Origin of the sequence: Bordetella genomosp. 9, from assembly GCF_002261425.1 — a bacterium.
In the GTDB taxonomy this organism is placed as follows: domain Bacteria; phylum Pseudomonadota; class Gammaproteobacteria; order Burkholderiales; family Burkholderiaceae_B; genus Bordetella_C.
Map to the genome: position 1 here is coordinate 2,262,339 of NZ_NEVJ01000003.1, position 25,781 is coordinate 2,288,119.

General features: G+C 62.1%; 18 protein-coding genes, 2 tRNA genes, 3 rRNA genes and 1 other RNA gene. 8 read left to right on the plus strand and 16 right to left on the minus strand.

The window, feature by feature from the left end; all coding sequences use genetic code 11:
- Nucleotides 1–19: 19 nt before the first annotated feature.
- Complete coding sequence (acpA, locus tag CAL26_RS21370) at nucleotides 20–1,726, minus strand: acid phosphatase (RefSeq protein WP_094848734.1); 1,707 nt, start codon at nucleotides 1,724–1,726, stop codon at nucleotides 20–22.
- 237 nt (nucleotides 1,727–1,963) lie between these two features.
- Between acpA and CAL26_RS21375 the strand changes: the two genes are divergently transcribed.
- Together CAL26_RS21375 and CAL26_RS21380 are read left to right on the plus strand one after the other, a co-directional pair.
- On the plus strand, nucleotides 1,964–3,286 hold the full coding sequence (locus CAL26_RS21375) for a cytochrome-c peroxidase (RefSeq protein WP_094848735.1): 1,323 nt from the start codon (nucleotides 1,964–1,966) through the stop codon (nucleotides 3,284–3,286).
- Between the two features lie 66 nt (nucleotides 3,287–3,352).
- Entirely contained in the window at nucleotides 3,353–5,200 is a 1,848-nt protein-coding gene (locus CAL26_RS21380) for an ATP-binding cassette domain-containing protein (RefSeq protein ID WP_094848736.1), read from the plus strand.
- Nucleotides 5,201–5,254: 54 nt separating this feature from the next.
- On the opposite strand, the gene pyrC is transcribed toward CAL26_RS21380, so the two are convergent.
- Both pyrC and CAL26_RS21390 read right to left on the minus strand, forming a co-directional pair.
- Entirely contained in the window at nucleotides 5,255–6,319 is a 1,065-nt protein-coding gene (gene pyrC / locus CAL26_RS21385; RefSeq protein WP_094848737.1) for a dihydroorotase, read from the minus strand.
- Between the two features lie 84 nt (nucleotides 6,320–6,403).
- Nucleotides 6,404–7,597, minus strand: a complete 1,194-nt coding sequence (locus tag CAL26_RS21390) for a M20 aminoacylase family protein (RefSeq protein WP_094848738.1) — start codon at nucleotides 7,595–7,597, stop codon at nucleotides 6,404–6,406.
- Nucleotides 7,598–7,743: 146 nt separating this feature from the next.
- Between CAL26_RS21390 and CAL26_RS21395 the strand changes: the two genes are divergently transcribed.
- Nucleotides 7,744–8,022, plus strand: coding sequence for an SWIB/MDM2 domain-containing protein (locus CAL26_RS21395; RefSeq protein WP_066639945.1), 279 nt, complete (start codon nucleotides 7,744–7,746; stop codon nucleotides 8,020–8,022).
- Nucleotides 8,023–8,312: 290 nt separating this feature from the next.
- Here CAL26_RS21395 and CAL26_RS21400 read toward each other — a convergent pair whose 3' ends face one another.
- The 7 genes from CAL26_RS21400 to CAL26_RS21430 form a co-directional block, all read right to left on the minus strand.
- Nucleotides 8,313–8,678 carry a DUF4870 family protein gene (locus CAL26_RS21400; protein ID WP_094848739.1) on the minus strand — a complete coding sequence of 122 codons (366 nt, stop codon included), beginning with the start codon at nucleotides 8,676–8,678 and terminating at the stop codon, nucleotides 8,313–8,315.
- Between the two features lie 170 nt (nucleotides 8,679–8,848).
- Nucleotides 8,849–8,961 (minus strand): 5S ribosomal RNA (rrf, locus tag CAL26_RS21405).
- A 229-nt stretch (nucleotides 8,962–9,190) separates the two neighbouring features.
- A 23S ribosomal RNA gene (locus tag CAL26_RS21410) occupies nucleotides 9,191–12,077 on the minus strand.
- Nucleotides 12,078–12,444: 367 nt separating this feature from the next.
- Nucleotides 12,445–12,520: transfer RNA gene (locus CAL26_RS21415), tRNA-Ala, on the minus strand.
- An 11-nt stretch (nucleotides 12,521–12,531) separates the two neighbouring features.
- Nucleotides 12,532–12,608: transfer RNA gene (locus CAL26_RS21420), tRNA-Ile, on the minus strand.
- Between the two features lie 84 nt (nucleotides 12,609–12,692).
- Nucleotides 12,693–14,223, minus strand: a 16S ribosomal RNA gene (locus CAL26_RS21425).
- The 16S, 23S and 5S rRNA genes sit together here with 2 tRNA genes alongside, the layout of an rRNA operon.
- Nucleotides 14,224–14,714: 491 nt before the next feature.
- Nucleotides 14,715–15,191, minus strand: a complete 477-nt coding sequence (locus CAL26_RS21430) for an Lrp/AsnC family transcriptional regulator (RefSeq protein ID WP_094848740.1) — start codon at nucleotides 15,189–15,191, stop codon at nucleotides 14,715–14,717.
- A 145-nt stretch (nucleotides 15,192–15,336) separates the two neighbouring features.
- Here CAL26_RS21430 and hppD point away from each other — a divergent pair, with 145 nt between their 5' ends.
- A complete protein-coding gene (gene hppD, locus CAL26_RS21435) occupies nucleotides 15,337–16,464 on the plus strand; it encodes a 4-hydroxyphenylpyruvate dioxygenase (protein ID WP_094848741.1) in 1,128 nt (375 codons plus the stop codon).
- A 4-nt stretch (nucleotides 16,465–16,468) separates the two neighbouring features.
- Here the strand turns inward: hppD and CAL26_RS21440 are convergent, their stop codons facing one another.
- Both CAL26_RS21440 and ilvD read right to left on the minus strand, forming a co-directional pair.
- Entirely contained in the window at nucleotides 16,469–16,822 is a 354-nt protein-coding gene (locus CAL26_RS21440) for a c-type cytochrome (RefSeq protein WP_094848742.1), read from the minus strand.
- Nucleotides 16,806–18,491 carry a dihydroxy-acid dehydratase gene (ilvD, locus tag CAL26_RS21445; RefSeq protein ID WP_094848743.1) on the minus strand — a complete coding sequence of 562 codons (1,686 nt, stop codon included), beginning with the start codon at nucleotides 18,489–18,491 and terminating at the stop codon, nucleotides 16,806–16,808. The genes CAL26_RS21440 and ilvD overlap by 17 nt, the downstream gene beginning before the upstream one ends.
- Nucleotides 18,492–18,618: 127 nt before the next feature.
- Here ilvD and lgt point away from each other — a divergent pair, with 127 nt between their 5' ends.
- Nucleotides 18,619–19,410, plus strand: a complete 792-nt coding sequence (lgt, locus tag CAL26_RS21450; protein WP_094848744.1) for a prolipoprotein diacylglyceryl transferase — start codon at nucleotides 18,619–18,621, stop codon at nucleotides 19,408–19,410.
- Here lgt and CAL26_RS21455 read toward each other — a convergent pair.
- The 4 genes from CAL26_RS21455 to CAL26_RS21470 form a co-directional block, all read right to left on the minus strand.
- Nucleotides 19,385–20,080 (minus strand): SIMPL domain-containing protein, encoded by a 696-nt coding sequence (locus CAL26_RS21455; protein WP_094848745.1) that lies wholly within the window; start codon nucleotides 20,078–20,080, stop codon nucleotides 19,385–19,387. The genes lgt and CAL26_RS21455 overlap by 26 nt on opposite strands.
- 424 nt (nucleotides 20,081–20,504) lie before the next feature.
- Nucleotides 20,505–20,692, minus strand: a non-coding RNA gene (gene ssrS / locus CAL26_RS21460) — 6S RNA.
- An 87-nt stretch (nucleotides 20,693–20,779) separates the two neighbouring features.
- Entirely contained in the window at nucleotides 20,780–21,091 is a 312-nt protein-coding gene (locus tag CAL26_RS21465) for a cell division protein ZapA (RefSeq protein ID WP_094848746.1), read from the minus strand.
- Nucleotides 21,092–21,094: 3 nt separating this feature from the next.
- Nucleotides 21,095–21,541, minus strand: coding sequence for a hypothetical protein (locus CAL26_RS21470; RefSeq protein ID WP_086066659.1), 447 nt, complete (start codon nucleotides 21,539–21,541; stop codon nucleotides 21,095–21,097).
- Between the two features lie 477 nt (nucleotides 21,542–22,018).
- Between CAL26_RS21470 and CAL26_RS21475 the strand changes: the two genes are divergently transcribed.
- The 3 genes from CAL26_RS21475 to CAL26_RS21485 all read left to right on the plus strand — a co-directional run bounded on the left by CAL26_RS21475 (nucleotide 22,019) and on the right by CAL26_RS21485 (nucleotide 25,765).
- The gene (locus tag CAL26_RS21475; RefSeq protein WP_094848747.1) at nucleotides 22,019–22,483 is read left to right on the plus strand and encodes a tripartite tricarboxylate transporter TctB family protein; all 465 of its coding nucleotides are present in this window, start codon (nucleotides 22,019–22,021) and stop codon (nucleotides 22,481–22,483) included.
- 12 nt (nucleotides 22,484–22,495) lie between these two features.
- A complete protein-coding gene (locus CAL26_RS21480; protein WP_094848748.1) occupies nucleotides 22,496–24,001 on the plus strand; it encodes a tripartite tricarboxylate transporter permease in 1,506 nt (501 codons plus the stop codon).
- Nucleotides 24,002–24,160: 159 nt separating this feature from the next.
- Nucleotides 24,161–25,765: a gamma-glutamyltransferase family protein gene (locus CAL26_RS21485; protein WP_094848749.1), complete on the plus strand. Its 1,605-nt coding sequence runs from the start codon at nucleotides 24,161–24,163 to the stop codon at nucleotides 25,763–25,765.
- The last annotated feature ends 16 nt before the right edge of the window (nucleotides 25,766–25,781 follow it).

Here is a 25,781-nt window from a genome sequence, read left to right on the forward strand (position 1 = left end):
AGCCGGCGATTGCCCGCGTTCAGGTCAGGCTGGGGTCGAGGACTTCGCTCATGTCGCCCTGGTCCACGCCCGAATTCTGCTTGAGGGCGTTGCGGCGCGTGGTGATGCCAGGCAGTTCCGGCAACGACCAGCGCCGCGTGATGAAGCGCAGGATGGACGTCGTATCCAGCATCGTGTGGTCGACGTAGCCCTGGCGCACGGTCGGACCGGCGATGATGGTGGGCACCCGCGAACCTGGGCCGAAGCGGTCGCCCTTGGGCGGCGCGATGTGGTCCCACAGCCCGCCGTTTTCGTCGTACGTCACGATGACCAGCATATGGCCCCACTGCGGGCTCTTTTCCAGCTCCGCGATGATATTGGCGATGGCCTGGTCGCCGCGCAGCACGTCGGCGTAGCCGTTGTGCTCGTTCAGGTTGCCGACCGGCTTGTAGAACGACACAGGCGGCAGCTTGCCGGCGCGGATATCGGCGATGAAGTTCTCGCCGTTCACGCCCGCATCCTTCAGATGCTCCGTGCGCTGGGCGACGCCGTCCGGCGTGGTCGGGTCAAAGCGCTTGAAGTAGTTGAAGGGCTGGTGATGGAACTGGAAGTTCACGAAAGGCTGGCCATTGGACTGCAGCGCGGTGCCCGTGTAGTCCGACCCCACCCAGCCCGCGGGATTGGTGGAACGCGCGGTCTGGAAGGCCCAGCCGCCGCTGTACCAGGCCCACTCCACGCCCTTCTGGCTGAGCAGGTCGCCGATGTTCTGCTGCGTCTGCGGCGGCACCGTCGTCGCGTTGGAGGGATCGGCCAGCAGTCCGGCGGTGACGCCTTGCGCGTTGGCGGCCGGCTTGTTGCCGCTCGGCTGGTACGGCGGCTGCATCGTGTTGATGCCGAAGCCGTCCGGCGTCAGGGTGGCGCTGCTGGTCACGAAAATCGACGTGGCCGGGCCGCTCAATGCCGAATCCGCGCCCTGGGCAGCGGGGTTCACCGCCAGGTGCGAACCCTGCGGGCCATCCGACAGCGTGGCGACCTTGCTCTTGTTGTTGTCGTTGATCGGCACGACCGGCGGCGTCGCGGCGATCAGGTACTGGTGGTTCAGGAACGAACCGCCGAAGGCGCCCATGAAGAAATGGTCGGCCATCGCGTACTTTTGCGCCACCTTCCACAAGGGCAGCGTGGTGGCGTTGCCGGTGAAGTGGCCCATCACCAGCCCGCCGGCGCTATCGGCCCAGGCGACGAACTGGTCGTTCTTGCCGCCGTCGATCTGCATCTGGTTCTGATAGAAGTTGTGCCACAGGTCCGCATTGACCGCGCGCAGGTCGACGCCAGGATAGGTGTCGTTGATCGAGAAGGGCTTGTTCGGCATCCCCTGCGTCTGCGACGTGGTGACGACCGGCACGGTGGGATCGAACTGCGCCTTGGCGTTGGTCAGCCCGGCCCATACCGGCGGCAGCGCGGCCAGTACGGTCTTGCCGTCGCGATCGATCTGGGGCGCGTAGGTGGCGGTGGCCAGCGGGCTGTCCACGCCGGGGAAGTCGCTGTACAGGTTGTCGAAGCTGCGGTTCTCGGCGTAGATCACCACCACGTTCTGGATGTTGTCGACGGCGCGATCCTGCGCGCGCGCGACCAGATCCGAGGCGGAGTCTCCACCGTCGCCGCCACAGGCGGCCAGCGTACCCAGGACTGCTAACGCGGCCAGCGGCCGTAGCGATGAAACGCACTTGGTGCGGAAAGTCGGCTTCATACCAGCAAGTTCCTCTTGATGAATGGCATGCGCAAAACGCCGCCATGGTCGGGCACCAAGATGTGAACTTCATGAAGCTTTACTGAACGCGAACTGAAGCACCGCCACGCCGTTCAGGGCATGGTCAGCGTGGCTTCCATGAACGGAAATATTGCGCTGCTAGCCTCCTGTGGGGCTGAACCCGCAACCCAAACCGCAGTCCGTCCGCTCTCCATCCGCTTTACCCCTTTTCCATCCATGTCTCTCGCCCGTTTCGCCGCCTCGCACCGCGCACGCTTCCTGTTCTTTTTCGTGCCGGCGCTGCTGGCGACAGGCGCCCTATGGGGATATGCCTCGGCGCAGTCCGGGACTGCGCAGGCCGTCTATCCACCGCCCCCGGTCACCTTCGATCGCGCCTATGCGAAGCAGCGGGCCGCCGACCTGTCCGCGCTCGGACAGACACTGTTCATGGACCCGCGCCTGTCCGCGTCGGGGCGCCAGTCCTGCGCCAGCTGCCATAGCCCGCAGAATCACTTCGGCCCGCCCGACGGCATGTCGGTGCAGCCGGGCGGATCGGCCATGACCCGGAGCGGCGTGCGCGCCGTACCGTCCTTGATGTACCTGCAGCAGGCCCCCCCTTTCAACGAACACTTCGTCGACAGCGAGGAAGAAGGCGACAACAGCACGGATGCCGGCCCCACCGGCGGCCTGACCTGGGATGGCCGCGTGAACCGTGCCGATGCGCAGGCGCGTATTCCCTTGCTGGACCCGCGCGAGATGGGCAACAAGGACCCGGCCGCCGTCGTCGCCCGCGTGCAATCGGCGCCCTATGCGGACACGGTGCGCCGCCTGTATGGCAGCCAGATCTTCGACGATACCGACAAGGCCTTCGCGGCGATCGCCCAGGCGCTCGCCTACTACCAGGACACCCCGTCGCTGTTCTTTCCCTATAGCAGCAAGTACGACGCGGTGGCCATGGGGCGCGCGAGCTTTACCGAACAGGAAGCGAGCGGCCTGCGGCTGTTCGCCGCCGAGGACAAGGGCAACTGCGCCAGCTGCCACCGCTTCAGCGTGCCGGGCACCCTGCCGATATTCAACGACTACGGCCACATCGCCTTGGGCGTACCGCGCAATCCCGCCATCGCCGACAACGCCGACCCCGCCTATTTCGATCTCGGCCTGTGCGGCCCCTACCGCAAGGATCTGGCCGACCATCCCGACTATTGCGGCCTGTTCCGCTCGCCCACGCTGCGCAACGTCGCCACGCGCAAGGTGTTCTTCCACAATGGCGTGTTCCATACCCTGCGGGAAGTCGTCGAGTTCTACGCCACCCGGGACGTGCAACCCGAACGCTGGTACCCGCGCCGCGCCGACGGCACCGTGGACAAGTTCGACGATCTGCCGGCGCGGTATCACGAGAACGTCAATATGGATCCGCCATTCGGCGGCAAGCCGGGCGACCCGCCCGCATTGACGCCGCGTGAGATCGATGACGTGGTCGCCTTCCTGGGCACGCTTACCGACGGCTACTTCGATCCGCGCGCGGCGCCCGCGGCCGGCGCGGACATGCCCGCGGACTGAGCGCGCCGGCAGCGCCCGGGCCTTCCTGCGACAATAGCGGTCTCAAGCCGATTTCCGTACCGCTCCATGGCCCCTGCCACCCTGATTACCTTCACCGGCGTCCAGCTCGCCTTTGGCCACCACCCGCTGCTGGACGGCGCCGACTTCTCCATCCTGGCCGGGGAACGCATCGGCCTGATCGGCCGCAATGGCGCCGGCAAGTCATCCATGCTCAGGCTGCTGGACGGGCGCACCGATCCCGACGACGGCGACATCACGCGCGCGGCCGGACTGAAGGTCGCCACGGTCGAGCAGGAGCCCGTCCTGGAAGAGGACGCCACCATATTCGAAACGGTGTGCGGCCCGCTCGACGATAACGAAGACTGGCAACGGCCCGCACGCGTGCGTGCCTTGCTGGAGCGGCTGCGCCTGCCCGGCGACAGCCGCGTCGCCGGCCTGTCCGGCGGCACGCGCAAACGCGTCGCGCTGGCGCGCGCGCTGGCGGACGAGCCCGATCTGATCTTGCTCGACGAACCGACCAACCACCTGGACTTCGACGGCATCGCCTGGCTGGAACAGGTACTGGCCGACTGGAAAGGCAGCGCGGTCATCATCACGCACGATCGCCGTTTCCTGGACAACATCGCCACCCGCATCGTCGAACTCGACCGCGGCCGTCTGCTCAGCTTCCCCGGCAATTTCTCGCAATGGCAGGAACGCAAGGCGCAATGGCTGGAATCGGAACGCCTGGAACAAGCGCGCTTCGACAAGTTGCTGGCGCAGGAAGAAGTGTGGATACGCAAGGGCGTGGAAGCGCGTCGTACTCGCAACGAAGGACGCGTGCGGCGGCTGGAACACTTGCGCGTGGAGCGTGCCGAGCGCCGCGAAAGACAGGGCAACGTCAATCTGGCGATCGCCGAGGGGCAACGCTCGGGCAAGCTGGTCGCGGAACTGCAGCACGTCCGCAAAGCCTATGGCGATCGCGTCGTGGTCGCCGATTACTCCACCACCATACTGCGCGGCGACCGCATCGGCATCATCGGCGCCAATGGCGCGGGCAAGACCACCTTGCTGCGCATCATCCTGGGCCAGCTGGCGCCGGATTCGGGCACGGTGCGCATGGGCTCCAACGTGGCGGTCGCCTATTTCGACCAGATGCGCGCCCAGCTCAATGAAACCGACACCCTGGCCGACGTCATCAGCCCGGGCAGCGAATGGGTAGAGATAGGCGGCACGCGCAAGCACGTGATGAGCTACCTGGGAGACTTCCTGTTCTCGCCCGCGCGCGCCAATTCGCCCGTCAGCAGCCTGTCGGGCGGCGAACGCGCGCGCCTGCTGCTGGCCCGGCTGTTCGCCCGGCCCGCCAATGTGCTGGTGCTGGACGAACCCACCAATGACCTGGATATCGAAACGCTGGAGCTGCTGGAATCGCTGCTGCAGGAATATACGGGCACCGTGCTGCTGGTCAGCCACGACCGCGAGTTTCTCAACAACGTCGTGACGCAGACCATCGCCAACGACGGCGCGGGCCTGTGGAAAGACTACGTAGGCGGTTATGACGACTGGCTCGCCCAGCGCCCGGCGCCCGCGCCCGCCGTCGCCGATGCGACGGGCGGCGCGGCGTCCGCGGCGGGCCAGGCCGACAAGCCGGAGGCCGATGACAAGGCCGGCGGCCAGGGCAAGTCCAAGGCCGCGCGGGTGAGCCGCCTGAGCACCTGGGAGATCAAGGAACTGGACGCCCTGCCCGACGCCATCGCGACGATCGAAGCCGAACAGGCGGCGCTGTCGGCGCGGCTGGCGGACGGCTCGCTGTATCGCGACGCGCCCGACGAAGTCGAACGCATCAATCAGAAGCTGGCGGAGCTGGACCGCGCCCTGGAAGAGAAATTCAACCGCTGGGAGCAGTTGGAAGCGCGCCGCGCGCCCACGTCCTGAGCGACCTGGCGCGCCCACGGCGCGCGGCTACGCGCCGTCAGTCAGCGCGACTTCTCACACCTGCACGCGCCAGGCGAGCGATTCTCCGGCGGCCAGCGGCACCAGCGTGTCGGCGCCGTAAGGCACTGCGTCCGGGATGACGTATTCCTGCCGCTTGAGCGTCAACGTCGTCGTATTGCGCGGCAGACCATAGAAATCCGGGCCGTAATGGCTGGCGAATGCCTCCAGCTTGTCCAGGGCATCCGCCTGTTCGAAGGCCTTGGCGTACAGCGCCATGGCATGCAACGCGGTGTAGCACCCGGCGCAGCCGCAGGCGTGTTCCTTCAAGCCGCGGGCGTGCGGCGCGCTGTCCGTACCCAGGAAGAAACGCTTGCTGCCGCTGGTGGCGGCGGCGACCAGCGCCTGGCGATGCACTTCGCGCTTCAGGATCGGCAGGCAATACATATGCGGACGCATGCCGCCCTGGAACAGCGAGTTGCGGTTGTACAGCAGATGCTGCGGCGTGATCGTGGCCGCGACCGGGCCTTCGGCGTCCCGCACGTATTCCGCGCCGTCCTTGGTGGTGATGTGCTCGAAGACCACCTTCAAGGCGGGGTAGGCGGCGCGCAGCGGCAGCATGACGCGCTCGATGAACAAGGCTTCGCGATCGAACACATCGACCTGCGGATCCGTGACTTCGCCATGCACCAGCAAGGGCATGCCACATTTTTCCAGGGCGTCCAGCGCGGGGCGGCACTTGCCCAGCAAGTCCGTCACGCCCGCATCGGAGTTCGTCGTGGCGCCCGCCGGATAAAGCTTGACCGCGTACACGCTGCCGGACTCGCTCGCGCGGCGAATCTCGTCGGCGGAGGTGTTGTCGGTCAGGTAGAGCGTCATCAGCGGCGTGAACGAACCGGCGGATACGCCGGCGGCGGCCAGCGCGGCCTCGATACGCTCGCGATACGCCAGCGCCTGTTCCGTCGTCGTGACCGGCGGCTTCAGGTTCGGCATGATGATGGCGCGCGCGAACTGGCGCGCCGTATCGCCGACCACCGCGGCCAGGGCATCGCCATCGCGCAGATGCAGATGCCAGTCATCCGGACGCGTGATGACCATGGTATCGAAGGACTGTGTGGACATGAAATTCCCAGTGTGGATGTTGGCGCCCACAACCCGCGCCAGGAGGCGATATGGGGCAATGTGCGGCGATGGTGCCGGCCGTCTCTATTCCGATAAGGGCATGCCGCGTTCGGCCAGCGCGCAGAACATGGCCGCGCCTAGCGGGATGACGGCATCGTTGAAATCGAAATGGCTGTTGTGCAGGGTGCAGCCGGCGTCCGCGCCGCCCTGCCCCAGGCGGAAATACGCGCCTGGCCGGGCTTGAAGCATAAAGGAAAAATCCTCCGACCCCATGGACGGCACCAGATCGCGGACCACGTTCTCCTTGCCTATCATCTCGGTGGCGATGTCCGCCACCAGATTGGCGTGCCGCGGTGTGTTCAGCGTGGCGGGGTAGATCCGCTCGTAGGTGACTTCGGCCGTCGCGCCGAACGCGCCGGCAATCGACGTCGCCAGTTCGGTCATGCGCTTCTCGACCAGTTCCTGCACGGTCTTGCGGAAGGTACGCACGGTGCCGACCATGCGCGCCTCGCGCGGAATCACGCTCATGGCGCCGGGGTGGCCGGCCTGCACTGAACCGACCGACAACACCGCCGAATCGAGCGGATTGATATTGCGCGCGACGACGCTTTGCAAGGCCGTGATCAGATGGCCCGCGACCACGACCGGATCGATGGTCTGGTACGGATGCGCACCATGGCCGCCGCGTCCGTTGATGACGATCTCGAAGCGATCCGCCGCCGCCATCATGGGCCCGGGATTGATGCCTATCGTGCCTGGCGGCAGTCCCGGCCAGTTGTGCAACGCGTAGATGGCGTCGCAGGGAAAGGTGTCGAACAGGCCGTCTTCCATCATGGCCTTGGCGCCACCCCGGCCTTCTTCCGCCGGTTGGAAAATCAGCACCGCGCTGCCGTCGAAGTTGCGCGTCTGCGCGAGGTAGCGCGCGGCGCCCAGCAGCACCGCGGTATGGCCATCGTGTCCGCAGCCATGCATCAAACCGGGCTTGGTCGACTTGTGGCCGAAGGCGTTGTCTTCCGTCATGGGCAACGCGTCCATATCGGCGCGCAATCCGATCATGCGCCCGCTATCCTTACCGCGTCCGCGGATCACGCCGACCACACCTGTTTTGCCGATTCCCCGATGCACCTCGATGCCCAAGGCCTCGAGCGCGCCCGCCACGATGCCCGATGTTCGCACTTCTTCGAACCCCAACTCGGGATGGGCATGCAGGTCGCGTCGCAGCGCCGTTAGTTCATCATGGAATAAGCGTATCGATTCAAGCGGAGAACGCGGATACATAGTCCGTCACGGATTACAAAGTTGCGGAGTTTAGTGCGTCATTTTAGTTGCTACAGACGATAAATGCCTTTGTCTTTAGGGCGCAGACACGTTATGCTCCGGCCGCAGGATCAATTTTCCAACACTCAGAGAAGGAGAGCCGCGTTATGGCCACACCCTCCAAAACCGCGTCCGCCCGCAAGCCGAATGCTGCTTTCATGAAGCCGCTCACCCCGAGCGCGGATCTGGCTGCGGTCATCGGTCCCGAGGCGGTGCCCCGCACCGAGGTCACGAAAAAGATCTGGGAATACATCAAGAAGCACAACCTGCAAGATGCCAGCAATAAGCGCAACATCAACGCAGATGACAAGCTGCGCCCGCTGTTTGGCAAAGACCAGGTTTCGATGTTCGAACTGACCAAGCTGGTCAACGCGCATCTCAAGTAAAGGTCGTCTTCGGTCCTTTACAGCCCGCTTAACCGCTAGGGCAAATTGGACCGTGCTGTTCGTCAGCAGGTTCTACCTCGCGGACCCCGGCATACGATAAGCGCCGCGACGCAATTCGTACCAGCAGGCGCCGTGCCAGGGAACATGCGCAACGACATCATCGCGTCGCGCTGATCACCGCCCGGGAACGGAATAAAAAACGGCTGGCAATATGCCAGCCGTTTTCATTGGATTGCAGTGCTGCGTGACATGCATGCATGCGCCGCAAGGGCGCGTGCGGTCACGCACATTCACGCATATGCCGTGGGCGCACGACCTTCCATCAGCGCGAGCCAGCCCTTGATCAAGCGGTAAAGCACCCAGATCACGGTCGCCGCGACACCGATCCAACCGATGAAGATCAAGGTCGCGATCGCGCTGATCGCCAACCACAGCAGCGCCCACCAGAAGGTGCGCAGCAGCCAGTCGAAGTGCGACGCATAGTAGGTGCCGGCCGCGTCGGCGCGCTTGATATAAACGAGCACGACAGCCGCGAGCGTGGCGATGGCGAGAAAGCCGCCGGTCACGAAGCCCAATGCGTACAAGCCGTACGCGACATGCGTAATGGTGCGCAGGTCAGGACTGTTGGTGGTCACAGGGATCTGGGGCTCACTCACGATAACCGCTCCTTCTGGTTGATCGGATTATGTTACCGCACAACATCCGACGGTTCGGTCGCCCTGCCTTGCCGGGCTGTTGAACGTTGTTATTTGCGGACGTCCTTTGAATGCGGCGCTTGAAAAAGCAAAACCCCGCTGCAGCGTGCAGCGGGGTTTTGGGGATAAGAGCCTGACGATGACCTACTTTCACAGACGTCCGTCCACTATCATCGGCGCGAAGGCGTTTCACTGTCCTGTTCGGGATGGGAAGGAGTGGGACCACCTTGCTATGGTCGTCAGGCGTAAAGGGTTGCGCGGCGCGTGCGCTCGTGTGGGAGCGTTCGCGTCACGCCAATCTGGGAGAAGCACGCCTGGCGCGCTGTTGGCGCGGGCCAGGTCGAGGGTATTGGGGGGTGCTGCGTGGTACTGCTTGGTGTTGAATTCGGGTTGGGATTGCGGGCACATTCGCAAGCATCATGGCTTTATGCAAGCCGCTTGCTTTGGATGGTGCTGTCAACCATCAGGGTTATAGGATCAAGCCGCACGGGCAATTAGTATCGGTTAGCTTAACGCATTACTGCGCTTCCACACCCGACCTATCAACGTCCTGGTCTTGAACGACCCTTCAGGGGGCTCGAGGCCCCGGGATACCTAATCTTCAGACGAGTTTCCCGCTTAGATGCCTTCAGCGGTTATCTCTTCCGTACATAGCTACCCGGCAATGCCATTGGCATGACAACCGGTACACCAGAGGTACGTCCACTCCGGTCCTCTCGTACTAGGAGCAGGCTCCGTCAAGTATCCAACGCCCACGGCAGATAGGGACCAAACTGTCTCACGACGTTTTAAACCCAGCTCACGTACCTCTTTAAATGGCGAACAGCCATACCCTTGGGACCGGCTACAGCCCCAGGATGAGATGAGCCGACATCGAGGTGCCAAACACCGCCGTCGATATGAACTCTTGGGCGGTATCAGCCTGTTATCCCCAGAGTACCTTTTATCCGTTGAGCGATGGCCCTTCCATTCAGAACCACCGGATCACTATGTCCTGCTTTCGCACCTGTTCGACTTGTCAGTCTCACAGTCAAGCACGCTTATGCCATTGCACTATCAGCACGATTTCCGACCGTACCTAGCGTACCTTCGAACTCCTCCGTTACGCTTTGGGAGGAGACCGCCCCAGTCAAACTGCCCACCATGCACTGTCCCCAACCCGGATAACGGGCCAAGGTTAGAACCGCAAACAGACCAGGGTGGTATTTCAAGGTCGGCTCCACCGAATCTGGCGACTCGGTTTCCGCGCCTCCCACCTATCCTACACAGGCCGGTTCACAGTCCAATGCAAAGCTACAGTAAAGGTTCATGGGGTCTTTCCGTCTAGCCGCGGGTAGATTGCATCATCACAAACACTTCAACTTCGCTGAGTCTCGGGAGGAGACAGTGTGGCCATCGTTACGCCATTCGTGCAGGTCGGAACTTACCCGACAAGGAATTTCGCTACCTTAGGACCGTTATAGTTACGGCCGCCGTTTACCGGGGCTTCGATCAAGAGCTTGCACCCCATCACTTAACCTTCCGGCACCGGGCAGGCGTCACACCCTATACGTCGACTTTCGTCTTTGCAGAGTGCTGTGTTTTTAATAAACAGTCGCAGCCACCGATTCTCTGCGACCCCATCATGCTCAGCGCGCAGGCGCCTCACACTACCGGGGCATACCTTCTCCCGAAGTTACGGTATCAATTTGCCGAGTTCCTTCTCCCGAGTTCTCTCAAGCGCCTTGGAATATTCATCCCGTCCACCTGTGTCGGTTTGCGGTACGGTCTCGTACAGCTGAAGCTTAGAGGCTTTTCTTGGAACCACTTCCAATCACTTCGCGAGACATGCTCGCTCGTGCCACACCCTTGAGTCACGCGCCCGGATTTGCCTAAGCGCCCTCTCTAATGCAGCAACAGGGACATCCAACACCCTGATGATCTTCCGCAATCCGTCCCCCCATCGCACTGTACGATGGTGCTGGAATATTAACCAGCTTCCCATCAGCTACGCATCTCTGCCTCGCCTTAGGGGCCGACTCACCCTGCGCCGATGAACGTTGCGCAGGAAACCTTGGACTTACGGCGAGGGGGCTTTTCACCCCCTTTATCGCTACTCATGTCAGCATTCGCACTTCTGATACCTCCAGCAACCCTTACGAGTCACCTTCACAGGCTTACAGAACGCTCTCCTACCGCGTACACCCTAAAGTGCACACCCGCAGCTTCGGTTTATCGCTTAGCCCCGTTACATCTTCCGCGCAGGACGACTCGATCAGTGAGCTATTACGCTTTCTTTAAAGGATGGCTGCTTCTAAGCCAACCTCCTGACTGTCTAAGCCTTCCCACTTCGTTTCCCACTTAGCGATAATTCGGGACCTTAGCTGGCGGTCTGGGTTGTTTCCCTCTTGAGTCCGGACGTTAGCACCCGGTGCTCTGTCTCCCAAGCTGGACTTGCGGGTATTCGGAGTTTGCCATGGTTTGGTAAGTCGCCATGACCCCCTAGCCATAACAGTGCTCTACCCCCCGCAGTCATACTTGAGGCACTACCTAAATAGTTTTCGGAGAGAACCAGCTATTTCCAGATTTGTTTAGCCTTTCACCCCTATCCACAGCTCATCCCCTAGTTTTTCAACACTAGTGGGTTCGGTCCTCCAGCACGTGTTACCGTGCCTTCAACCTGGCCATGGATAGATCATCTGGTTTCGGGTCTACACCCAGCGACTAAAATCGCCCTATTCGGACTCGCTTTCGCTACGCCTTCCCTATCCGGTTAAGCTCGCCACTGAATGTAAGTCGCTGACCCATTATACAAAAGGTACGCCGTCACCCCACAAGGAGGCTCCGACTGTTTGTATGCATACGGTTTCAGGATCTATTTCACTCCCCTTCCGGGGTTCTTTTCGCCTTTCCCTCACGGTACTGGTTCACTATCGGTCGATCACGAGTATTTAGCCTTGGAGGATGGTCCCCCCATCTTCAAACAGGATTTCACGTGTCCCGCCCTACTTCTCTTACGCCTAGTTCCACGCATTGCATTTCGCCTACAGGGCTATCACCTGCTACGGCCGGGCTTTCCATCCCGTTCGACTATACAACGCGCTAAATCGTAAAGGCTCTTCCGATTTCGCTCGCCACTACTTTCGGAATCTCGGTTGATTTCTGTTCCTCGAGTTACTGAGATGTTTCAGTTCACCCGGTTCGCTTCCTGGAGCCTATGTATTCAGCCCAGGATACCGTCTCGCGACGGTGGGTTTCCCCATTCGGATATCTGCGGATCAATGCTTGTTTGCCAGCTCCCCGCAGCTTTTCGCAGGCTACAACGTCCTTCATCGCCTGTGATCGCCAAGGCATCCACCATATGCACTTAGTCGCTTGATCCTATAACGCTGATGGCTATAGAACTCTTCCAAGCAACCGTCTTGCTCTGACATGATACTTTGCGTTTGTGCCGTTCAAATTCACTTGAGTTTGAACTACTAATGCAATCACAACCCGTATTCAACGACGCATTTATCGCCATATCGATATCGCTATCAATACAGACAATAAACACACCGCCAATACTTCTCGTTGTGCTTCTTCCAGATTGTTAAAGAACGAATAAAACTGTCGAGTCAAAAACTCAACGATCAAGGCTCGTAAGCCATATCGAGGTATTTTTCGATATCGCTTCAAACACTGATCGTTGAACTCTTTCCGCGGACCCTTCGACGCTGCACCCGCCTCGTTTATCAAACAAGGCAATTGGTGGAGGTGAACGGGATCGAACCGATGACATCCTGCTTGCAAAGCAGGCGCTCTCCCAGCTGAGCTACACCCCCAGATAAAACCTTGGTGGGTCTGGTTGGATTCGAACCAACGACCCCCGCCTTATCAAGACGGTGCTCTAACCGACTGAGCTACAGACCCAATTCGCATCGGATCCGCTTTCGATCCAGTCTTAAACAACAACCGATAAGTGTGGCCGCTTGACAAACGCACGCGCTTGCTCTGAAAGGAGGTGATCCAGCCGCACCTTCCGATACGGCTACCTTGTTACGACTTCACCCCAGTCATGAATCCTACCGTGGTAATCGCCCTCCTTGCGGTTAGGCTAACTACTTCTGGTAAAACCCACTCCCATGGTGTGACGGGCGGTGTGTACAAGACCCGGGAACGTATTCACCGCGACATGCTGATCCGCGATTACTAGCGATTCCGACTTCACGCAGTCGAGTTGCAGACTGCGATCCGGACTACGATCGGGTTTCTGGGATTGGCTCCCCCTCGCGGGTTGGCGACCCTCTGTCCCGACCATTGTATGACGTGTGAAGCCCTACCCATAAGGGCCATGAGGACTTGACGTCATCCCCACCTTCCTCCGGTTTGTCACCGGCAGTCTCATTAGAGTGCCCTTTCGTAGCAACTAATGACAAGGGTTGCGCTCGTTGCGGGACTTAACCCAACATCTCACGACACGAGCTGACGACAGCCATGCAGCACCTGTGTTCCGGTTCTCTTGCGAGCACTCCCAAATCTCTTCGGGATTCCAGACATGTCAAGGGTAGGTAAGGTTTTTCGCGTTGCATCGAATTAATCCACATCATCCACCGCTTGTGCGGGTCCCCGTCAATTCCTTTGAGTTTTAATCTTGCGACCGTACTCCCCAGGCGGTCAACTTCACGCGTTAGCTGCGCTACCAAGGCCCGAAGGCCCCAACAGCTAGTTGACATCGTTTAGGGCGTGGACTACCAGGGTATCTAATCCTGTTTGCTCCCCACGCTTTCGTGCATGAGCGTCAGTGTTATCCCAGGGGGCTGCCTTCGCCATCGGTGTTCCTCCACATATCTACGCATTTCACTGCTACACGTGGAATTCCACCCCCCTCTGACACACTCTAGCCCGGTAGTTAAAAATGCAGTTCCAAGGTTAAGCCCTGGGATTTCACATCTTTCTTTCCGAACCGCCTGCGCACGCTTTACGCCCAGTAATTCCGATTAACGCTTGCACCCTACGTATTACCGCGGCTGCTGGCACGTAGTTAGCCGGTGCTTATTCTGCAGGTACCGTCAGTTACGCCAGGTATTAGCCGGCGCCGTTTCTTTCCTGCCAAAAGTGCTTTACAACCCGAAGGCCTTCATCGCACACGCGGGATGGCTGGATCAGGGTTGCCCCCATTGTCCAAAATTCCCCACTGCTGCCTCCCGTAGGAGTCTGGGCCGTGTCTCAGTCCCAGTGTGGCTGGTCGTCCTCTCAAACCAGCTACGGATCGTCGCCTTGGTGAGCCGTTACCCCACCAACTAGCTAATCCGATATCGGCCGCTCCAATAGTGCGAGGTCCGAAGATCCCCCGCTTTCCCCCGTAGGGCGTATGCGGTATTAGCTACGCTTTCGCGTAGTTATCCCCCGCTACTGGGCACGTTCCGATACATTACTCACCCGTTCGCCACTCGCCACCAGACCGAAGTCCGTGCTGCCGTTCGACTTGCATGTGTAAGGCATCCCGCCAGCGTTCAATCTGAGCCAGGATCAAACTCTTCAGTTCAATCTCTGTTTCGTACAACCCAAGGTCCATCGACCCGGGCTGTCTTTCGCTTAGCGCTCTCAAAGGAAGTGATAGAACCCAGACGATCTTGCGACCATCTGATTCCTGACACTTACTTCTGTGAGCACTTGATTTCTTCGGCCCCGGCCGCCGTGCGCTCGAACGTTATCGTCCAAACACCACACCGGCTCGGGTGCGCCTACATCCATCAAGCGCCCACACTTATCGGTTGTTAGTTTTTAAAGAGCAGTTCTGCTTGCTGTCACCGCGGCGCTCGGCTGGTTTGCCTTGCGTCGCTGCTGTGTCAGCAGCAGAGAAACGAGATTATGAAGGCTTTTTTTAGGGCTGTCAAATCGGGGAGCGGGCTTGTCGAAAATATTTCCTGACCCAGATTTCCCTGACCCACCGCCGGCTTGCGCCCCGGCCTTCACCATCAATCCGGTTCAATCACGCAACCGAAGCCCGAGATGATAGCACGAGCGGGGCCGGCCTTACAGCGCCAGCTCGGTCGTCTCCTTGAGCGTCTGCAGCGCGAAGCTGGAGCGCATGTCGATGACGGCGGGATGCTGCATCAGCGTATCCATGGCGAAGCGGGAGAAGTGGGCCAGGTCGCGTACCTGGATGCGCAACAGATAGTCCATGTCACCCGTCATCGCGTAGCAGGCCACGACCTCGGGCCAGGCCTGGACGTCACGCGCGAAGTCGGCCATGGGCGCATGGCTGGAGCCGCTGTGCTTATTGAGGCGGATCGTAATGTAGGCAAGCAGGCCGAACCCGACTTTCCCGGCGTCCACCAGCGCGACGTAGCGGCCGATATAGCCCTCTTCTTCCAGGCGCCGGACCCGGCGCAGGCAGGGACTGGGCGACAACGACACCCGGTCCGCCAGCTCCTGGTTCGTCAACCGCCCGTCCCGCTGCAGCTCGGCCAGGATCTTGCGATCGGTCCGATCCAACGCGTCTGTTGACATTTTATGCTCCTCCGTTTGAATAATGAGCATTTTACTGCCATTTTCTATGGATTATGGGCCATTTTCGCAATCAGATGCCTGGGCAAGTTGCCTACAATTTTTCGGACTTCGCTCCCCCGGACAACCGCATAACAGGATGCCTAATATGACTGAACCTTTCCGCCCCTGGGACAACCCGATGGGTACCGCCGGTTTCGAATTCGTCGAGTACGCGGCGCCCGACCCCGCGGCCCTGCGCCGGGTGTTCGAGCAACTGGGTTTCAAGGCCATCGCGCGGCATCGCCATAAGGATGTGATCCTGTATCGCCAGGGCGGCGTCAACTTCCTGGTGAATGCCGAACCGGATTCGTTCGCCCAGCGCTTCGCGCGCCTGCATGGCCCGTCCATCTGTGCCATCGCGTTCCGCGTCCAGGACGCGGCGGCGGCGTACCGTCGCGCGCTGGAGCTGGGTGCCTGGGGCTTCGACTCCCACAGCGGACCCATGGAGTTGAACATACCCGCCATCAAGGGCATCGGCGACTCGCTGATCTATCTGGTGGACCGTTGGCGCGGCAAGGAGGGGCACGGCGGGATCGGCGACATCAGCATCTACGACGTCGACTTCGAGCCCATCGACGCGCAGACGGCGGAAAGCGATCTGACCTATGCCGGCGCGGGGCTGACGATGGTCGATCACCTGACCCACAATGTGCACAAGGGGCGCATGGCGGAATGGGCGGAATTCTACGAACGCCTGTTCAACTTCCGCGAGGTACGGTATTTCGATATCGAAGGCCAGGTCACCGGCGTGAAGTCGAAGGCGATGACCTCGCCCTGCGGCAATATCCGGATACCCATCAACGAAGAAGGCACGGAGCAGAAAGGCCAGATCCAGGAATATCTGGATCTGTATCGCGGCGAAGGCATACAGCATATCGCCATGGGTACCGACGACATCTATGCGACGGTGGAAGCGCTGCGCGCTCGCGGCGTCACCTTCCTGGACACGCCGGATACGTATTACGAGCTGCTCGACCGGCGCATTCCGGATCATGGGGAGCAGACCGCGCGCCTGGCGCATAACCGCATCCTGCTGGATGGCGCCCCGGGTGGCGGGCTGTTGCTGCAGATCTTCACCGAAAACCAGGTGGGCCCGATCTTCTTCGAGATCATTCAACGCAAGGGCAACGAAGGCTTCGGCGAAGGCAACTTCAAGGCGCTGTTCGAGTCCATCGAGCTGGACCAGATGCGGCGCGGGGTGCTGAAGCCGGTGGAGACCGCCGGCAAGGACTGAGCCGTCAGGGCTTTTTCTGGTCCGGGGCGAGCGTGAGGATCCATTTGGCGATCTCGTGCGCTTCCTCCGGACTGACCTGCGGTTGGGCCGCCATCGACAGCTTGCCCCAGCGATAGCGGCCGCCATTACGTATGGAATTGGATAGGTAGGCCTCGGCGTCGGGCTGGCCGGCGTAGCGCTCCGCAACGGCCCGGAACGGCGGTCCGACGCGGGGGGTATCCACCTGATGGCACCCCAGGCATACCTTGCTTTTTACCAGGGACTCTCCCACGGTCTGGGCCATGGCGCCCTGCGCCAGGAGCAAGCCCAGCGCGGCCACGGCCACGCGACCGCGTATTCCTTCAATCTTCAAATGCATCGGTGACGGCTCCGCGACTGGCAGTGCCGGCCAGCTTGCCGAACTTGGCCAGCACGCCGCGCGTGTAGCGCGGTTTGGGCGGCGTCCAGGCTTTGCGGCGATCGGCCATTTCCTCGTCGCTGATATTCAGTTGCAGCAGTAGTCGGTGGGCATCGATGGTAACCGAATCGCCTTCGCGGATGAGCGCGATGGGACCGCCCACGAAGGCTTCCGGCGCCACGTGGCCGACCACCATGCCCCAGGTGCCGCCGGAAAACCTTCCGTCGGTAATCAAGCCCACGGTCTCGCCCAGCCCCTGGCCGACCAGCGCGGAGGTCGGCGACAGCATCTCGCGCATGCCGGGTCCGCCCTTGGGACCTTCATAGCGTATGACCACCACATCCCCGTCCACGATCGCGCGCGCCATGATGGCGTCCATGGCGGCGTCCTCGGAATCGAAGACGCGCGCGCGGCCCGTCATCACGGGGTTCTTCAGGCCGGTGATCTTCGCCACGCAGCCTTCCGGCGCCAGATTGCCCTTCAGGATCGCCAGATGCCCTTGCGCATAGAGCGCCTGGTCGATGGGCCGGATCACATCCTGCCCGGCCGGCGGCGCATCGGGCACGTCCCGCAGCGTTTCGGCGATGGTCTTGCCGGTGATCGTGGGGCAATCGCCATGGAGCAGGCCCGCGTTGAGCAGCAGCTTCATCACCTGGGGAATGCCGCCGGCACGATGCAGATCGGTGGCCACGTAGCGGCCGGAAGGCTTCAGGTCGCAGATGACCGGGATGCGGCGGCGCATGCGTTCGAAATCGTCGATGGTCCAGTCGACTTCCGCCGCGTGGGCGATGGCGAGGAAATGCAGCACCGCGTTGGTGGAGCCGCCGGTCGCCATGATGACGGCCACCGCGTTTTCGATGGAGTGGCGCGTAATGAGGTTGCGCGGCCGTATCTGGCGCTTGACCGCTTCCACCAGCACGCGCGCGGACTCGGCCGCCGAAGCCGTCTTTTCCACGTCTTCGTTGGCCATGGTGCTGGAATACGGCAAGCTCAGGCCCATCGCCTCGAAGGACGCGCTCATGGTGTTGGCCGTGTACATCCCGCCACAGGAACCGGACCCCGGCACCGAGCATTTCTCGATCTGCTTGAAGTCCGTTTCGTCCATGCGGCCCATGGTGTATTCGCCGACCGCCTCGAAGACCGAGACGATGGTCAGGTCCTTCCCCTTGTAATGGCCAGGCTTGATGGTGCCGCCATAGACATAGATGGCCGGCACGTTCATGCGCGCCATGGCGATCATGCCGCCCGGCATGTTCTTGTCGCAGCCGCCGATGACGACCACGCCGTCCATCCACTGGCCCTGGACAGCCGTCTCGATGCAGTCGGCGATGACCTCGCGCGATACGAGCGAGTACTTCATGCCTTCGGTGCCCATGGACATGCCATCGGAGATCGTCGGCGTGCCGAAGGTCTGCGGGTTCGCGCCCGCCGCCCGCACGGCGTCCACCGCGGCATCGGCCAGCCGCTGCAGGCCGCTATTGCATGGCGTAATCGTCGAATGGCCGTTGGCCACGCCGATCATGGGTTTGTCGAAATCGGTTTCGCGATAGCCCAGCGCGTAGTACATGGCGCGATTCGGCGCGCGCGCCACGCCATGCGTGATATGCCGGGAACGTTCGTTAGCTGCCATGATCTGACTCCTGGTCGGCGTGCTGGCCGGTATCGCGACGATCCAGGCGGAAGCCGATGCGGCATCCGCCGGGCGGAAACACCAAGGCCGGTTATGATCGGGCCACCCTGTTTTATACATCCAACCCATGCTGCGCTATCCTCAATTCGATCCCATCGCAATCCGCATCGGGCCATTGGCCGTACATTGGTATGGACTGATGTACCTGCTGGGCTTCGGATTGGTCTACCTGCTTGGACGCTGGCGCATCGCGCATGGCAAGGTCGCCGGGGGATTCACCGCGCGCGACCTGGAAGACCTGATCTTCTATAGCGTGATCGGCGTGGTGGCGGGCGGACGGCTGGGCTACGTGCTGTTCTACAAGCCGTCGTACTACTTCTCGCATCCGCTGGAAATCTTTTATCTATGGCAGGGCGGCATGTCCTTCCACGGCGGACTGCTGGGCGTGATCCTGGTCATGCTGTATTTCGCGCGCAAGCGCGGCGTGTCCTTTTTCACGGTCAGCGACTTCATCGCCCCATTGATCCCCCTGGCCCTGGCCATGGGGAGACTGGGCAATTTCATCAACGGCGAATTGTGGGGCCGGCCCACCGATGTGCCGTGGGCCATGGTGTTCCCGCAAAGCGGCGACGGCATCCCGCGCCATCCATCGCAGTTGTATGAACTGGGGCTGGAAGGCATTACGCTGTTCATCGTGATGTGGTGGTTCGCCCGCAAGCCGCGCCCCACCGGGCAGGTAAGCGCCCTGTTCCTGATCGGCTACGGCACCTTCCGCTTCCTGGTGGAGTTCACCAGGGAACCTGACGACTTCCTGGGCCTGCTGGCCGGCGGGCTCAGCATGGGCCAGTGGCTGTCGATCCCCATGGTGATCATCGGCGTGTTCCTGTTCGTCTTTACTGCAAAACGATCGTCCCGTTGATGTCCACGCTGACGGTGACCATGTCGGCCTGCAGGGGAACATCGGCAGCCGGCGCGGGTGGCATGGCGCCCTTCGCCATGGCCATATAGGCGCGCGGCGCGACCGCGCCGACGCCGCCCAGATCGATTTTCTTCAGGCGATAGCCGCTGAATCCGAATGCCGACGCCGCCGCCAGCGCACGCTCGCGGAAGGCCTGGGCCGCCTGGTTCAACAGCTTGCGTTCCACGGCTTCGCGCGCCTTGCGCGACAAGGTGAAGCCGATATTGGAAATCGCGCTCTTGTCGCCCATCCTGGTCGCCAGCGCCGAGGCGGCGTCGAAGTTGGTCGATTCGAGGACGATGGAGCCTTCGCCCTGCCAGCCGACGATCTTGCCCTTCGTATTGTTGTTGGGCCAGACGCGGTAGCTTCCCGTGCGCGCGCTGACGTCGGGGTTGCTCTTGGCGGTCTTCATCAAGTCGTCGAGCAATGCATTCAGCTTCTTTCCCACCCCGGCCTGGTCGGGCGCTTCGACCTGCGCGCTGACGGTGATCTGCACCGTGTCCTGGCGGACTTCTTCCGTGGCCGCCGCCTGCAGCGTCAGCAGCGGGCCAGCGTCCTGCCTGTCGCCCGCCTGCGTGGCATGGTGGGCATCGGCGGACGGCGCGCCTTGCGCCATCGTCGCGGCCGGCATCGCAATGCCGGCACCGCAGGCAAGGACCAGGGCCAGCGCGGCGCGCGTGGGGATAGGGCCGAGACGAAATGGCAGCGAGCGATCAAGCATGTGGGTAGGCCTCCTGTGACGATCGCACCGGGGATTCGGCGCGGGATCGCGGCGGCGCGCCGACAGGCGGCGCGCGCATCGCCGGAAATTCTAGGCCATGCGCCACCTACGATGGTTGAGCGAATGAAAGACCTGGCAACGAAGCTGCGTTGCGGTGGCCGCACGGCGCCAGGACTTCGGGAGAGATGTTCCGAGGGATGTGGGCTTCGGCGCTTGTGGATGTGGGCTTCGGCGCTCGTGGATGTGGGCTTCGGCGCTCGTGGATGTGGGCTTCGGCGCTAGCGCTTGGGCCCAGGGGCCGCGCGGCACCTGCATGAAAGCAGGCCCGCGGGATAAATGCCCCGCCTGTGTCGTCAGGACCGGCATCTCGAACCGAGAGGTTCAAGGTGGTCGCGATCGGAGGGGCGTCGGGTTCGTCTGACAGAGAGACGATCACACCAGCCCCCACATTCACGCAACCTGTATGCCAAAAAGCATAGGTTCAGAGAATGTATGGTCCAGTCACGAACACGGCAGGGACAAACTGAAAATCCGAAAAACCGTGGAAGAACAAAAGCACTACGACGGACAACGATGGGAGGAGCGCGGTCGCCTGGGAATGCCCGTGGGCTACAGCAATTTTTCCTGCCCGGAGAGGGCGTCGTCCAACATCGAATTCATGTCCTCAATTCTACGCTTGAAGTCGCCGACCGCCAAGCCGCCCAAGGGACCGTCGGGCGCTTTCATGGAAAGCAATTCACCGGCGACCTGCAGCGCGGCCATCACCGCGATGCGTTCATTGCTGGACACCTTGCCGGTGCCCTGGATGCGCTGCATGAGCTGATCCACATGCCGCACCGCGGCCAGCAAGGTGGGTTTTTCTTCCGCAGAGCAGGCCATCGAGTATTCGCGGCCCAGGATATTTACGTCTACGCGTTCCATACTTTATTGATGCTCCTCGACCGGGGCGCCCGGCAGACGCGCCAGGACGGCATCGATACGCTCGCGCGCGGCCACCGCGGCCACACGCAAACGCTGCAGGTCGGTTTCGCGCGCGCTCAGGCGGTTCTGCCACGCGGTTTCCTGCGCGGTCAGCTGGTTTTCCAGCGCCTGCCGCTGTTCCGCATGCTTTTCGAGTTCGGCACGCAGGCGGGCTTCGTTTTCCTCGGACTGCGCGAGCTTTGCGGCCAGTTCGCTGTCATGCGTTTGCAGGCGTGCCTGCAAAGCCTGCAAACGGGCTTCGGCGTCTTCGCAATGTTCGCGCAGCTTGCGGGAATCCTGTTCTGCCTGGCTCAGGCGGGATCGCAACGCATCCCGTTCGCTATGAAGCTGACGGGTGCGTTGCACCAGTTGCCCGATGCGGGCAGCGAGTTGATCGAGGTCTTGCAGCATGGGCGCTATCGTAAACCATTCATCGCCCCGCTACATGGTCATATGCACCATGTGATACCTGGCAATATTTCGCCAGAACTCCATCCCCGCGGTGCGGGTTCAACGCCTGGATGCCGTCATCCATGGAACCGCGGCGAACCCCGCCGCCGATCCCTGCCCCGCAGGCTCATGTGGCCATCCCGCCACGCGGGACCCGACCCGGCTTTCCCTTCTCTTTCTAAAAACTTTCAAAAAGCTTTCATTCGCCTGCCACAACCACCCCTTTGTTACGACTCAGGTACCTGGCAGGTTCAATTCTAGGGAAAACCATAGGCATTCAGCCAAATTACAGGGTTTCATCCCTGAAAGCGCTCCATTACCATGGCGCCATTCGCAGACCTGTGAGTTTACTTTCATCAAGCACACTCCAACCTGAAATTAAGCAAACGGCCGGCTGAACGGTTTTTCTATCACATGCTGTATTAGGAGCAGACAATCATGCAGCTACGTAACAGACAGGACTTCTGGTCCGGGATAATGTTTATCGTCCTGGGACTGGGATTCGCCTTCCAAGCGACCAGCTACCAAATGGGTACCGCTGCGCGCATGGGCCCCGGGTACTTTCCCTTCTGGCTGGGCGTCGTCCTGGCGCTGCTGGGCGCCATCGTCCTGATCGGTTCGCTTTCGAAGAAGGCCACCGAAACCCACGTCGACAAGTTCGAATGGCGCATCGCCTTCCTGGTGCTCGGCTCCGTGGTGCTCTACGGCGTCGTCCTGCGCTTCCTGGGCGTCTACATCTCCGTCTTCCTGCTGGTCGTCGTCAGCAGCCTGGCGAGCCATGAATTCAACTGGAAGGTCGCCGTCGCGAACGGCATCTTCCTGGTGCTGTTCGTCTGGCTGGCATTCATCAAGGGCCTCGGTTTGATCTTCCCGCTTTGGCCGTCCTTCATTGGCGCGAACTAAGGAGCACCGGCCATGGAATTGTTGAACAACCTGATGCTGGGCTTCTCGGTGGCGATTTCGCCCGAGAACCTGGCCTACGCCCTGCTGGGCTGCCTGCTGGGTACGCTGATCGGCGTGCTCCCGGGCATCGGCCCCGTGCCGACGATCGCGATGCTGCTGCCGATCACCTATGTTCTGCCGCCCGTCGCGGGCCTGATCATGCTGGCCGGTATTTACTATGGCGCGCAATATGGCGGATCGACCACCGCCATCCTGGTGGCGCTGCCAGGCGAGACATCCGCGGTGGTGACCGTCCTGGATGGCCACCAGATGGCGCGCAACGGCCGGGCGGGCGCCGCGCTGGCGATTGCCGCGCTGGGTTCCTTCTTCGCCGGCTGCGTGGCCACGGTGCTGCTGGCCGCCTTCGCGCCCCCGCTGGCTGAAGTCGCCTTCAAGTTCGGTCCCGCGGAGTATTTCTCGCTGATGGTCCTGGGCCTGGTCGGCGCCGTGGTGCTGGCGTCCGGTTCGCTGCCCAAGGCGATCGCCATGATCCTGCTTGGCCTGCTCCTGGGCATGGTGGGCACGGACGTGAACTCCGGCGTGGCGCGCTACGACTTCGGCATCCCGGAACTGCAGGACGGCATCGATTTCGCCATCGTCGCCATGGGCGTGTTCGGCTTCGCCGAAATCATGACCAACCTGGAGCAGAAGGAAAACCGCGTCGACATCACCGACAAGATCGGCAGCCTGTACCCGAACAAGACCGAGTTCAAGGAAGCCTATCCCGCGGTGCTCCGCGGCACGGCCCTGGGTTCGGCGCTGGGCATCCTGCCCGGCGGCGGCGCGGTGCTGTCCTCGTTCGCCTCCTACACGCTGGAAAAGAAGATCTCGCGCAATCCGCAACGCTTCGGCAAGGGCCATCCGGCCGGCCTGGCGGGCCCGGAATCGGCCAACAACGCCGCGGCGCAGACCTCCTTCATCCCGCTGCTGACCCTGGGCATCCCGGGCAACGCGGTGATGGCGCTGATGGTGGGTGCGATGACCATCCACAACATCCAGCCCGGTCCGCAGGTCATGAGCAGCCACCCGGAACTGTTCTGGGGCCTGATCGCCTCGATGTGGATCGGCAACCTGATGCTGGTGGTGTTGAACCTGCCGCTGATCGGCCTGTGGGTCAAGCTGCTGAAGGTGCCCTACCGCGTCCTGTTCCCGGCCATCCTGGTGTTCTGCACGATCGGCGTGTACTCGCTGAACTACAACACCTTCGATATCTTCATGACGGCGGCATTCGGCCTGATCGGCTATGTGTGGTCGAAGCTGAAGTGCGAAGGCGCCCCGCTGCTGCTGGGCCTGGTGCTGGGACCCATGATGGAAGAAAACTTCCGTCGCGCCCTGCTGCTGTCGCGTGGCGATTTCACGACCTTCGTGACGCGCCCCCTGTCGGCTTCCCTGCTGGCCGCGGCGATCGCGCTGGTGATCATCGTGGCGCTGCCGTCGATCCGGAAAAAGCGCGAAGAGACCTTCGTCGAAGAAGGTTGACCGCGTGTCTGTACCGGGGGCGATCCCGCATCGCCCCCAACCTTGGAAAAGCGCCCCCCGGGGCGCTTTTTTTACGCCCGGAATAATATGGTGCAGTGCACACAATCTATTACGTTAAAGTAGGGGTTTACCCCGTCTCGAACGCCGCTCCGATCCCCTATGACCTTTGATTGGCAGAATCCCTACAGGACTGCGCGCACGCCCGTGTTCGCGCGCAATGTGGTGGCGACCTCCCAGCCGCTGGCCGCGCAGGCCGGCCTGCGCATATTGGCCGCCGGCGGCAATGCCGTCGACGCCGCCATCGCGGCCGCCGCGACCCTGACCTTGACCGAACCGGTCAGCAACGGCCTGGGGTCCGACTGTTTCGCCATCGTGTGGGACGGCTCGCGGCTGCACGGGCTGAATGCCTCGGGCACGGCGCCCGGCGGCTGGAATCCCGACTATTTCAAGCGCAAGCACAACGGCGTGATCCCGATGCGCGGCTGGGACAGCGTCACGGTGCCGGGCTGCGTGGCGGGCTGGAGCGCCCTGCACGAAAAGCTGGGATCCCTGTCGTTCGAGGACATCCTGGCGCCGGCCATCGATTATGCGGAGCGCGGTTACGCGGTATCGCCCGTGGTGCAGCAGAAATGGGCCGCGCAGGCCGATGTCCTGCAATCGCTGCCCGGCTTCGCCGAACACTTCCTGCCGCGCGGACGCGCGCCCGCGGTGGGGGAACACTTCGTCCTGAAGGGCGCGGCCAGCACGCTCAAGCGCATCGCCGCGACGGGCGGCCGAGATTTCTACGAAGGCGAGACCGCGCACAAGCTGGTGGCGCACGCGCAGGCGCACGACGCCGCGATGACGCTGGCCGACCTGCGCAACTACCAGCCGGAGTGGGTGACCCCGCTGGGCCAGGACTACCGCGGCTATACGCTGCACCAGATCCCTCCCAACGGCCAGGGCATCGCCGCGCTGATCGCGCTGGGCATCCTGCAGAACTTCGACGTGGCGGCGCGCCCGGTCGATCATCCCGAGACCCAGCATCTGCTGATCGAGGCCATGAAGCTGGCGTTCGCCGACGTCTACGCCCACGTCGGCGATTCGCGGCACATGTCGGTATCGCCCGAGCAGATGCTGGCGCCCGACTACCTGGCCGCGCGCGCCAAGCTGATCGACATGCGGCGCGCGAAGCTGTTCACCACGGGCCATGCGCCGATAGGCGGCACCATCTACCTGACCGCGGCCGATCGCAACGGCATGATGGTCAGCTTCATCCAGTCCAACTACATGGGATTCGGCTCCGGCGTGGTCGTGCCGGGCACGGGCGTCAGCCTGCAGAATCGCGGCCATGGCTTCACGCTGGAAGCCGGGCATCCCAATGTCGTCGGCGGCGGCAAGCGGCCTTTCCACACCATCATCCCGGGCTTCCTGATGAAGGAAGGCGCCCCGGTGATGAGCTTCGGCGTGATGGGCGGCAATATGCAGCCGCAGGGCCATCTGCAGACGCTCGTGCGCATGCTCGACTTCGGCCAGCAGCCGCAGGCCGCCTGTGATGCGCCGCGCTGGAAATGGAACCACGGCATATCGGTGGATATCGAGCCCGACATGCCGCAACAGGTGCTGGACGCGCTGCGCGCGCGCGGCCACCTGCTGGAAGGCCTGGAAGATCCGTACATGGATTTCGGCTCGGGCCAGTTCATCTGGCGCCTGGGCGACCCGGCGGTCGATGGCTACGTGGCCGCGAGCGACAGCCGCCGCGACGGCCTGGCGGCCGGCTTCTAGTTCCAGTACCGATCCA